This is a genomic window from Microcoleus sp. D3_18_C4 (assembly GCF_036702355.1).
Classification (GTDB): Bacteria; Cyanobacteriota; Cyanobacteriia; order Cyanobacteriales; family Microcoleaceae; genus Microcoleus.
Map to the genome: position 1 here is coordinate 1 of NZ_JAUBTF010000114.1, position 10,185 is coordinate 10,185.

Genomic DNA, 10,185 nt, shown 5'->3' on the forward strand with positions numbered 1-10,185 from the left:
ATTTTACTGATGATAGGTAAAAAAGTGATTGTAGTCTTTATCAGTATTTATACTCATAACATAAGTGACACGCTCCCAGGCGAATTCTGGTGAACGCGCTCTACTTTTTAGAGGTCAAAGCCGACGGGAACACGTTCTACAAAATTGGGATTACCACTCGATTGATCGAGGAGAGAATCGCGGAAGTGCAGCGAGATGTGAAAGCGCATTACTCGGATGTGGTTGTCAATTTGCTAGGGTTGTGGGAACACCGGGGTAATGTGGAACTGTACTTCAAACACCGCTACAAAGCGTTTAATTACCGCATTGGCAAGCTGACGGAGTATTTTGTGTTTCCGAACGTCAAGCTTGTGCTGAACGATTTGTATGAGATGGAAACAAAAGTGTTGAGTGATGTTGAGTTGGGTGTTCTCACCTTGTGCTCACGCCTGTGACTAAACCTTGCAGCAGTTACGCATCGTCACAGAACTATAAGGGCTTGTGGCAGGTTCATCAAACTGGATAAGGTTAGCAATCGCTACAAGATTTGGAGCAGCTTTCCAAGCGTCTAAGTCTTCAAGATAGCGAATCCCGTATTCGTTTACCGGAACTCTGCTAGCCGACGATCTGGTTGCAGTTGAGCACACACTGGGTTCAATGCGAACTGTTCGGTTGTTACTTTCATAGCTGCGACAGCAAGAGTAAAGCATCGGTACAAAAACTTTACTTTGGACTTTCCCTATCACACTTCACTCTTAAGATAGATGACTAAAACTTAAAAGTTTTAAAAAAGATTATTTATGTTAGATCCGCTTTGAATCTAGTTTTACTTCCACCCTTGCGATTACCTTGGTCGCCGGCAAAGGAATTGAACAGGCAGCTTCGGAAGTAATAAATTTTATTGCGAAACTATTTTAGTTGATCAATTTTTTTTCCATCACCAAAATCTTATCTTACTCTTGTAGTAGGTCGGCTCTGTGGTCAGAGCCGATGCTCAAAAAGCGAAGAATATCCTTGCCTATTTAATATTGTTTTTAAGGTGAAAGAGATGACAGATTCTCAGATAGCCAGTCCTGAAATACTGGCACCTCCTCATAGACGATTAGCCCTGGGTCTTCCGGCGTGGCTGGTGCTAATCTGTATCATTGCTTTTACCGCGCTACTGGCAGCAGGGGCTGCCATCTGGAAAAATGCTCCCCCTTTACCCGATGTGATCCAGTCTCCAAAACAGGAGATTGTGATCACAAAAGCACAGATTCAGGATGGTCAAGCCACCTACCTAGCAAGGGGTGGTCAGCACATCGGCAGTATTTGGGGACATGGTAGCTACCTCGCCCCCGACTGGACAGCAGATGTATTGCATCGCTGGGGATTAGCCACCGCCGGGGTTTTGCACAACAATGACCCAGCGATGAGCCAGAGTGATTTAGAAGCATTGCCTGCACCAGAACGGGCGGCTTTACAAGCGAGAATCAGTGAGCAATTCAAAACCAATCGTTATGACCCGAACACCCATGAATTGCTGCTGACCGATGCTCAGACACAAGGACTAAAACAAGTCTTTGCGGACTATGAACACCTGCTGACCTACGGTTCCGTCATCCACTCGATTCCGCATGGCTGGTTTAAAGAGCCATCCCAGATTCATGATGTCACGGCGTTCTTTGCCTGGACTGCCTGGGCCGCTGCCGCCAATCGCCCCAACGCGACTTTTTCCTACACCGCCAATTGGCCCCACGACCCCCTGATTGGAAATGAACAACCCGGACAATTCATTCTGTGGTCAATCATTTCCGTGGTGCTGCTGATTGCCGGAACCGGTGGATTTCTACTGCTTTACTTGACTCGTGAAAGTGTAGACGATCTCCAGTCGGTCACCACTCGTCCCACCGTGCGAATCCCGACGGCCAGCCAGAAAACCACCTCACTCTTTTTTGGTGTGGCAATGGCACTATTCATGGTGCAAATGGCGATGGGAATGGTAACGGCACACTATGCCGTTGAAGGCGATAGTTTTTATGGCATTCCCCTAGCACAATTTCTTCCCTATGCGGCATCCCGCACTTGGCACGTGCAACTGGCGATATTTTGGATTGCTACCTGCTGGTTAGCTGCAGGACTTTACTTTGCGCCACGCTTTGGAGGCATTGAACCGAAAGGTCAGGCGGTGGGAAACCTGGTGTTGTTAGGTGCTTTGACCGTTGTAGTCGTGGGTTCCCTTGTGGGGTCATGGGCTGCCATTCAAGGGATTCTTGGCGTTGAAGATAGCTTTATGTGGGGGCATCAAGGCTATGAGTATATTGAGTTAGGGCGGGTCTGGCAAGTTCTCCTGATTGTAGCGATGGTGTTCTGGCTATTCCTGATGTACCGTGCCTTCCGTCCGGCTTTACAACAGGAGAAAAGCCCGACAGGATTAAGTCACTTTTTCCTCTACAGTGCGATTACGATTCCCCTGTTCTACTCGGTGGGACTGTTCTACACAAACCGGACTCCGTTGAGTATTGCCGAATACTGGCGCTGGTGGGTGGTGCATCTGTGGGTAGAAGGCTTTTTTGAAGTGTTCGCCACGGTGGTGATTGCCTACTTATGTAGTGAGTTAGGCTTCTTGAAAAAGTCCTCAGCATTGCGGGCAACTTATCTGACCACAATCCTCTACTTGGGTAGTGGTGTTGTGGGAACGCTGCACCACCTGTATTTTTCGGGGACTCCGGTGTTTATTGCGGCAATTGGGTCGGTGTTTTCTGCCCTGGAGGTGATTCCCCTCACCTTGATTGGCTTTGAGGTGTTGCAAACGCTGAAGCTTTCACGGGAGGCGGAAGGTTTCTATCGCTGGCCCCTACGGTTCTTTATTGCTACCTGCGTTTGGAATTTGGTGGGGGCAGGGGTGTTTGGTTTCCTGATCAACCCGCCGAGTATTCTCTATTACTCCCAAGGCTTGAATACAACCGCTATTCACGCGCATGGAGCGTTGTTTGGGGTGTATGGGTCGCTGGCGTTAGCACTAATGTTGTTTGCCCTGCGCGAATTTACGCCGGAATCGGTATGGAATGAGAAGCAGCTAAAGTTCTCGTTCTGGTTCCTGAATATTGGTTTGGTGGTGATGCTGCTATTTGGGCCGATTCCGAATGGTTTTTACCAGCTTACCCAGTCGATCAATTACGGAACTTGGTATGCACGGGGTGAAACGGTGATGGGTTCCCAATGGATGCACTGGACGGTTTGGACAAGGGTTCCTGGTGATGTGATCTTTTCTGTTGGGGCGTTGGCAATGTTTATCTTCGTGGTGCGAGCGATTATTGCGATTTTCCGCACTCCCAGTCTACCAAGTCAGGAAAAACCTTATCCCACTGAAGGCTAAATCTGGTTTTTTAGCTTCAGGATTGTGGTCAAAATTTTGATTTTCTTGAGAATCCTCGAAATTTTATTTCGGGGATTTTTCTTTCACAAAGCTGACTTTAATGTTTAGGTTTTCTCGCCACACATTCGATACTTTGTTTTTAAGAGGGCGATTATTCGAGATCCCTCATGAGCGCGAGCGATGACTATAGGAAAGCAGCGATCGCCGACAAATCACGTCCTTACCCTGCTACACATCACCCGCACCGCATTTTGGTACGGTTGGCAACACCGCCGATACTTCCCCCGACGCTCACACGCCAGCAGAGTTCACCCGGCAAGCTCATCATGGCGTTGCCAGAGCATTTTCGGTTTCTAGGAATAGCTTTGTACGGTTTTCTTCAATGCGAAGTATCCCGATTGTTTCGCACTAATTCTGGCAAATACGACTAACCAAGTGGGGTTATCCTGACTGTTCCTCCCACTTAGAAAGCGGCATCATGATAACTGTAAGCAATGAGCTTCAACCCAAACATTTCTTATAAAGCATTACCTTTGAGGTGACACATTATGTTGATGCGCTACTGGCAACCCTTCACAGAAATTGAAACCATCCGCGAGCAACTCGATAAAGTATTTGACCAACGGACAGCAACGAGAGATAACTCAGAAGCCACTTGGATGCCAGCTCTAGAATTGGTTGATGCTGGGGACAATTTCGTATTAAAAGCGCAACTGCCTGGAATTGACCCCAAAGACATTGACGTTCAAGTCACTCGCGAAGCAATTTCTATCTCTGGCGAACGTCGTTACGAAAACACAGACGAAAAATCTGGCTACGTCCGCTCAGAATTCCGCTATGGCAAATTCCACCGGGTGCTTCCCTTGCCCGCACACATTCAAAACGACTCTGTGCAAGCTGAGTACAAAGATGGCATTCTAACGCTAACCCTGCCCAAAGTGACTGAAGCTCGCAATAAAGTCGTCAAGATTAACTTAGCCGAAATTGCTGGAACTCCAGCGACTCCCGCTTTGGAACAGGCTAACCAATAACGATGGGGTAAGCGTGTTTAGTGGTGAACTCAGTACGCAGAAAGGCTGTGCTTAATTGAGTGAGGTCAATTTTCCTTTCATTGAGCCTGATTGGATTTATCTAACAACAACGGAACTGGAAAAGTTGATACCGGGAGCGACCATTGCTCTCGGTATTCTTTATGTAAAAAAGCCGAGCGAAAAGTTAGCTACAAATGCCGTGAACTGACGCTGATTCCAGTTAGTCTGTCAAAATATTTCACGCTTGTCGGCACCAATTTTATTGAGTCTGCTCTCGCAGAGAGAGCATTGGCGATCGCCGGACAGCATCAGCTTATCTGTGGTAAAGTAGCACAGCTAGACAGACCCTGCCAGCTCAAGCGCAATAGTTAAAGCGTCTCAACCAGGTGATACATCAATTCCGAAAAGCGGCCCGATTTGATGTGAGTAAAGCATCTGTCCAACAACTGATTATTTTCTACTTTCCCAATTCCTTAATCGATAATTAGCCAATGAATATCCATACCCTCTTGAGCCAAACCGAACGCCAACGGGTAAGCGATGGAGCCGTTTTACCCATCTTGAACGGTTGCGATTCCTCTATGAGGCAATTGGTGCTGTTCTTGCCACAATTGGGAGATTTCGACAGCCTTGAATATGCTTGGTGGTTGCAGCGGGACGCTCAACGGCTGGAAACACAAGGGATAGCAATCCGAGCTGTGGGAATTGGCTCACGCTCATCGGGTCAGCGATTCTGTGGCTATACAGGATTTCCTGCCGACTGTTTGTTTGTAGATCCTAGTGCCCAACTGCACCAAAAACTTGACCTGTATCCAGGTTTATCGTTAAAACTACCCGGTTTATCGGCTGCTATGAATGCTTACCTCAATCTATTGTTCATGTGTGCGGGGATTGGTAGCCCTGGCACTCTGGCAGAAGTATGGAGAGGATATCGAGGCGACGCAAGAGCACCTCAATTAATTGGTGATGATGAAATTATTCAGGCTTTCCCTCTTCCACCCCTCAAAGGCTCCACTTTCCGGTGGGCAGGTGGCAAAGGTTTCCAGCGTCCATTTGAATTGGCAACTTTACGGCTGCGGAATATGGGAGAAGTGCTGAGTCATTGGAAAACCTATGTTCCAAATGCTGCTTATCTCACTCAACGAGGCGCAACTTTCTTGTTTAATGCTGAGGGAGATTTAGTCTACGAACATCGAGATCGCGCCATCCTTGGTTTCGCTGCTGATATGAGCAATCCCCTGACATTTCTCTCAGAAATGGTGGGTGATGGAGACTCGCTGGGGCAGGGCGATATGCACTAACTACCGCCCTTATGGTGTGCGGCTGGCAGGGGGTAAGAGCGGTCGATAGCGAATGGGCATGGGCTTACGGATAGGGGGATTCATGCGATCGTACTCAATCCCATCATTGCTGCTGGCAATTTCTTGCTTACCATATTCATCCTGTTCCTCCAGAGTCCAACGGGAGCACCTCTCCTTTCCAATTGAACTCTACCCAACCATGTCGCCCCGGTTCTTCCCGCCCTTGTCCGTCAACTAGCAAATGCACAAAGTAAAGTTGATTGGTTGGCTCAAGACCACCAAGAAACCAGTTATCGTCAATCTCCGCCTTTACGTTAGCTTCATCAAATTGAATGCCAACTTGTGAAAGCGTAGCCATCGCCATTTGCCTTAAAGTTGCCTGATCCATCCCCTTTTCCTCGTGATTGAGAGATGTCAACCGCAGCCACTGAGGCTGTGAACTTCCTCACCCCTAACATTACTAAAAACCCACACCAAAACCCCAACCCGCCCCGCCCTGCCCAAACTCCCCGAATGCGAAATCTTGTAAGGATTCAGGTCTGAAAGAAGGGAATAAGCTCAGGCCGAGCCAAGTCACAAGAATGGGCCTCTAGAGCCTCACGGAAAAAAGCCATTACTGAACGAGCTTGAAAACGACAGGTTTGAATCACACTCAGCAGATTAGCCGTTTCCTCAAATCGTTTCATCCAACGAGAGCCGCCAGAAACTTTCCGTTTCGTGACAGCTAGCCGTAGGGAACGTTCTGCTAAATTATTATCAGGAGGCACCGAGGGGTCATCCAGAAAATACCACCACTGTTTTGCCTTATCCCGTAAGGATTTGAGTAACAAACAGAAGAGCATAACCAACTTGGTTCAACCAAGTGGCAAGGGCTTTATTCAATCGTATTTTGAAATCCTCAGCCCAGGAGTCGTAGATAAGTTGCTCCTTCGTCTTTCGCCAGGACTCATGGGATCTAAAAGCTTCATCAATTAATGACAGAAATATTTGAGCGACTGCTGCATTATTATTGTGGCCCGGAAGTCCCAGCACTTTCTTGAAATGCCGCCGTAAATGAGCCAGACACTTCTGTTGGGCGGAGACTTTCCCACCATTATAAACGCTGAAATCATCTGAGCTTAAGACTCCAGCAAATTCTTTACCCAGCATGGTTTCTAGTTCCACACGGCCCCTGGTATCTGCGGCATGAAATAAACAGAATCCTTCTCCACTAGCCGTCCATAGCCATTCTTTAACCCCCATCACACACGGGGGGCGTTTCATCTACATGAACGTTTGATTGTAGAGGTGTCCATTCCCACAGTGCTTTGAGCGCTGGTTTGACTGCTGCTGCTACTCGTTGATTGGTTTTTTGGAGTGTTCCTACTCCTACTTCAATCCTGCCGAGTTCCCACAATAACGAGCGTCAGCTTGGAGTAGGAAAGATGCCCATAATTGCCAAGCCAGACTAAGAGTGCTTGGAGATTAACGCTCAAGTCAAGTCAAGGAACTATTCAAGCGGGGTGGTTCTCCTCTGACTACTGCACCACATTCTAGGCATTTACACGATTGTGTCTGATATTCGACGACTTCAATTGGTTTTGCTACTAGACTTGCTACTTGCGGTCTGTGGATGTTAATTACTTCACTTAATTCTTGACTACCACAATTTTGACAGATGTTGGGTGAGCTAATTTCTGTTCTGTCTACTCGTCCAAACCCTTTTCGGGTTTTTCCCTGATGACCCGGTTGTCCGCCTGGTTTCTTTTTTGGGTCTGCTTCTGGTTTGACTGTTGGTTTCTCTGGTTTTTGGAGTAGATCCGTTGATGGGGGTTTGGATGAAGTCTGACTGGTGGTTCGACTTTTGCCCGTAGCAATCGCTAGTTTTTCTTGCAATTGTGCAATGATTTTTTGCAGCCCCAGTACCATTTCTACCAGTTCAGCTTGGCTCCACTGCTCGATTTCGGTTTTTTCTTTCTGTCTGGTGGCTGCGGGCTTTTTCATTTGTTTATTTTACCAGCTTTTGACACTTAAGTCTTTTTTGACCTGAATCCTTACGAAAACACAAAATATTTGGCAGATGAATGACAACTAGAGAGTTCATATTTGGCTAGATTTAAGGCAATCAGACTGGCATTAAAATGAAAATCAAGCGGTGGTAAATGACGAGCTTGATAATCAGACAATCCCGTAAAGTGTTTAGCATCACGAAAAATAAATTCGATTTGAAAACGAGCCTGATAATATTCAACAATTTGCTCAGGTGGTAGATGAATATCAGTGCTAAATAATAAAGTATTTTTGATTTGACCATTGGCTGGAACCTCAGAAATACAAGCCCAGCTAATTTGGCAATTTAAACAACAAATCGCTTTCTACTAATGTATATAATGAAACTCCCGGTTTTATTTATTTAACAAACTTAATACGACTCAGATGTTGGCAGTCAACCTTACTATCATATTTGCGAGGTGCTCCCAGTTTATTTTGTTCACCTGTATAGAGATAGCGTAGGTTAGCATCAACTCGCTCGCTTGCCAATAAAGTCTAAATTCAACTCCCGCACAGCATCCCAGAATTTAGAGCGATAATAATAGCCATCAGGCACCAAATAACGTACAGAATTTGGGAAGGAACAACGAGTATTATTTAGATGTTTTGCATAGTCATAAACTCTTGTGATATCAAGCTTTGAGCTTTGAAATTCCTGTTTTTTGCTAGATTTTTTTGACCAGTTATTCTTCGGTTTTTGTTGCAGTTTTGTCAGGGCTTTATTTGAGGACGTGATGGAGTTTGTTGCACGCTTAAGCTATAAGATAAACGAGTCTCAATTTCGACAATAGAAATCACATAAATTTCCAATCCCTGTTCCGATTTACCAGCTACACCATTATAAAAATAAGCCTTGCCGTCAGTTTTTGGGCCACTTTTTCTTAAAAAATAACAATCAATAACAGCAATGACTGTGTGCTCAGGATTTAAAGCTTGTTCGAGGAAATATTGATTATTAAGTTGTGGAAAATTAAAGCTTTTGAGAAAGTGACGACGCTAGGTTTTTTCGCTCAAACAACTATAACGACTGAGATTTGTGAAGTTGACCTAGCCATAAGCCAGCAAGATAGTTGAGAATAAAGTGATTAAAAACTTCTTTTGGGGTTGACTAATCCCTGGCATTTGTTGTAAGATGGATTCAATGATTTTCATAAGGCAATCTGTTGAGCTTGTGTGTTTTTATAGCTTAACCGAAAAGAGTGCCTTGTTTTCTGTTGATTTTGGGTTCAGATTGCACTCACTTTTTTCACTTCTCTGCTGCCAAAGCGATCGCCTCCCTCTTTAAAAACTGTCCGGAGTATTGTTGAAGCGACATTATATTATAATAAATTCCCATGATTTAAATATTAATTATTAGGTTAGTCGGTGTTCGTGTGATTCACAACCTTTCCTAATTACCGACTACGAATTACCGATCGCCACTGAATAAATATTGGTCACAGATAAAAACAACTGCACAGCAGTAAACTGCGGTATACCTGACACTCCGCAAAATTAAATGTAGGATTAAGTGTTGCCGTGAATCAGAAAAAAAAGATGAACTTATCCACTATTTGGCGAAAACTCCGCAGCCAGCAAGCCTTCTGCTTGGCTATACTCCTGGCAGGTTGCCTGGTATTTATCGGTTGTTCCCCCGCACAGTCAACGGCTGGCAATTCAGTCGATCCCAAGTTGAAAGAGCAAGTCTTGCAGGTTATCCGCGAAAATCCCCAAGCAATTTTAGAGTCGGTACAAGCGTACCAGCAACAACAGCAGCAGTCTCTCAAAGCAGCGCAGCAGTCATTTTTGCAGGAGATGAAAACTAATCCCAAATCTTCGATAGGGGATTCTCCCACCACGGGTTCAGCTTCGCAGCAGATTGTACTTTTAGAATTCTCTGACTTTCAATGTCCGTTTTGCGCGCGCGCTCACGATACTGTCAAGCAGTTTATGGCAAAACACCAGGACAAAGTTGCTTTAGCTTACAAGCATTTTCCCTTGACTTCTATTCACCCTCAAGCGCTGCCAGCAGCTAAAGCAGCTTGGGCGGCGGGCCAGCAGGGCAAATTCTGGGAATATTACAGCGCTTTGTTTGAAGGGCAGAAAGATTTAGGCGAGCCCTTGTACGCATCGATCGCCCAAAAGCTCAATCTAAAATTAGATAAATTTAACACCGATCGCAACAGCCCCGCTGCAGAAGCCGCCATTGCCAAAGACGTGCAACTCGCTCAACAACTAGGCATTGAAGGCACTCCCTTCTTTATTATGAACGGCAAAACTTTCTCCGGGGCGATCGAGCTTTCTGAGATGGAAAGCATTCTCGCCTCTGTCTCGAAATAAGTAATTCCTGACTCTTAGAAACCGAGTCTAAAAATGCGTTCCCAGCCTGCGTTGGCTGGGAACGAGAAAAACCAGAAAAACTCGAAAAATCGTAACCGTTCAGGGGGTGCGCCTGCGGCGCACCACCCCAAGAGGAGTTGTAAAGAATTTGGGGAGAAAGGCGGGC

Annotated in this window: 8 protein-coding genes and 1 pseudogene; 6 read left to right on the plus strand and 3 right to left on the minus strand. The window is 45.9% G+C overall.

Translation table 11 applies throughout. From position 1 onward, the window contains the following. Nucleotides 1–89 precede the first annotated feature (89 nt). The 5 genes from QUA90_RS29290 (at nucleotide 90) to QUA90_RS29310 (ending at nucleotide 5,669) form a co-directional block, all read left to right on the plus strand. On the plus strand, nucleotides 90–434 hold the full coding sequence (locus QUA90_RS29290) for a GIY-YIG nuclease family protein (RefSeq protein ID WP_333329803.1): 345 nt from the start codon (nucleotides 90–92) through the stop codon (nucleotides 432–434). Nucleotides 435–1,027: 593 nt separating this feature from the next. Next, complete coding sequence (locus tag QUA90_RS29295; protein ID WP_333385970.1) at nucleotides 1,028–3,337, plus strand: nitric-oxide reductase large subunit; 2,310 nt, start codon at nucleotides 1,028–1,030, stop codon at nucleotides 3,335–3,337. Nucleotides 3,338–3,504: 167 nt separating this feature from the next. Next, nucleotides 3,505–3,768 carry a hypothetical protein gene (locus QUA90_RS29300; RefSeq protein WP_333448668.1) on the plus strand — a complete coding sequence of 88 codons (264 nt, stop codon included), beginning with the start codon at nucleotides 3,505–3,507 and terminating at the stop codon, nucleotides 3,766–3,768. Between the two features lie 117 nt (nucleotides 3,769–3,885). Then, nucleotides 3,886–4,368: an Hsp20/alpha crystallin family protein gene (locus QUA90_RS29305; RefSeq protein ID WP_333448669.1), complete on the plus strand. Its 483-nt coding sequence runs from the start codon at nucleotides 3,886–3,888 to the stop codon at nucleotides 4,366–4,368. Between the two features lie 491 nt (nucleotides 4,369–4,859). After that, nucleotides 4,860–5,669 carry a peroxiredoxin-like family protein gene (locus QUA90_RS29310; RefSeq protein ID WP_333448670.1) on the plus strand — a complete coding sequence of 270 codons (810 nt, stop codon included), beginning with the start codon at nucleotides 4,860–4,862 and terminating at the stop codon, nucleotides 5,667–5,669. A gap of 136 nt (nucleotides 5,670–5,805) precedes the next feature. On the opposite strand, the gene QUA90_RS29315 is transcribed toward QUA90_RS29310, so the two are convergent. The 3 genes and pseudogenes from QUA90_RS29315 to QUA90_RS29325 form a co-directional block, all read right to left on the minus strand. Beyond that, the gene (locus tag QUA90_RS29315) at nucleotides 5,806–6,057 is read right to left on the minus strand and encodes a hypothetical protein (protein WP_333329821.1); all 252 of its coding nucleotides are present in this window, start codon (nucleotides 6,055–6,057) and stop codon (nucleotides 5,806–5,808) included. 145 nt (nucleotides 6,058–6,202) lie between these two features. Next, a pseudogene (tnpC, locus tag QUA90_RS29320) lies at nucleotides 6,203–7,652 on the minus strand (IS66 family transposase). A gap of 50 nt (nucleotides 7,653–7,702) precedes the next feature. Beyond that, a complete protein-coding gene (locus QUA90_RS29325; protein WP_333448672.1) occupies nucleotides 7,703–8,017 on the minus strand; it encodes a transposase in 315 nt (104 codons plus the stop codon). Between the two features lie 1,219 nt (nucleotides 8,018–9,236). Between QUA90_RS29325 and QUA90_RS29330 the strand changes: the two genes are divergently transcribed. After that, the gene (locus tag QUA90_RS29330) at nucleotides 9,237–10,019 is read left to right on the plus strand and encodes a DsbA family protein (protein WP_333448671.1); all 783 of its coding nucleotides are present in this window, start codon (nucleotides 9,237–9,239) and stop codon (nucleotides 10,017–10,019) included. Nucleotides 10,020–10,185: the final 166 nt, after the last annotated feature.

Coding starts and splice junctions, on each gene's coding strand:
- QUA90_RS29295 (WP_333385970.1), top strand. CDS start 1,028: ATGACAGATTCTCAGATAGCCAGTCCTGAAATACTGGCACCTCCTCAT.
- QUA90_RS29300 (WP_333448668.1), top strand. CDS start 3,505: ATGAGCGCGAGCGATGACTATAGGAAAGCAGCGATCGCCGACAAATCA.
- QUA90_RS29305 (WP_333448669.1), top strand. CDS start 3,886: ATGTTGATGCGCTACTGGCAACCCTTCACAGAAATTGAAACCATCCGC.
- QUA90_RS29310 (WP_333448670.1), top strand. CDS start 4,860: ATGAATATCCATACCCTCTTGAGCCAAACCGAACGCCAACGGGTAAGC.
- QUA90_RS29315 (WP_333329821.1), bottom strand. CDS start 6,057: ATGGATCAGGCAACTTTAAGGCAAATGGCGATGGCTACGCTTTCACAA.
- QUA90_RS29330 (WP_333448671.1), top strand. CDS start 9,237: ATGAACTTATCCACTATTTGGCGAAAACTCCGCAGCCAGCAAGCCTTC.